The following is a 207-nucleotide window of genomic DNA, read 5'->3' as shown; positions in this document are numbered from 1 at the left end:
AACTACCCGCAGCTCACGATCCGGGTCTCCGGCTACGCGGTGAACTTCACCAGGCTGACCCGCGAGCAGCAACGGGACGTGCTCTCCCGGACGTTCCACGAGGCGCTCTGAGTGACCGCACTCCCGGCGACCTCCACGGACCTGCCAGGGTCTGGTGCGGCTATGAGCGCACCAGACCCTGGCAACACCGCACGGTGGGCGGGGCGG

Annotated in this window: 1 protein-coding gene; it reads left to right on the top strand. The window is 69.1% G+C overall.

The genetic code is table 11. The features are described 5' to 3' along the window. A partial coding sequence (locus BN358_RS22975) for a glycine radical domain-containing protein (protein ID WP_304412781.1) occupies window positions 1-111 on the top strand: 111 nt, incomplete at its 5' end. Window positions 112-207 lie beyond the last annotated feature (96 nt).

Source organism: Sedimentibacter sp. B4, assembly GCF_000309315.1.
In the GTDB taxonomy this organism is placed as follows: Bacteria; Bacillota; Clostridia; order Tissierellales; family Sedimentibacteraceae; genus Sedimentibacter; species Sedimentibacter saalensis.
Note: the sequence above shows the minus strand (reverse complement) of the source record. Positions and strands in the feature narration are given on the sequence as shown.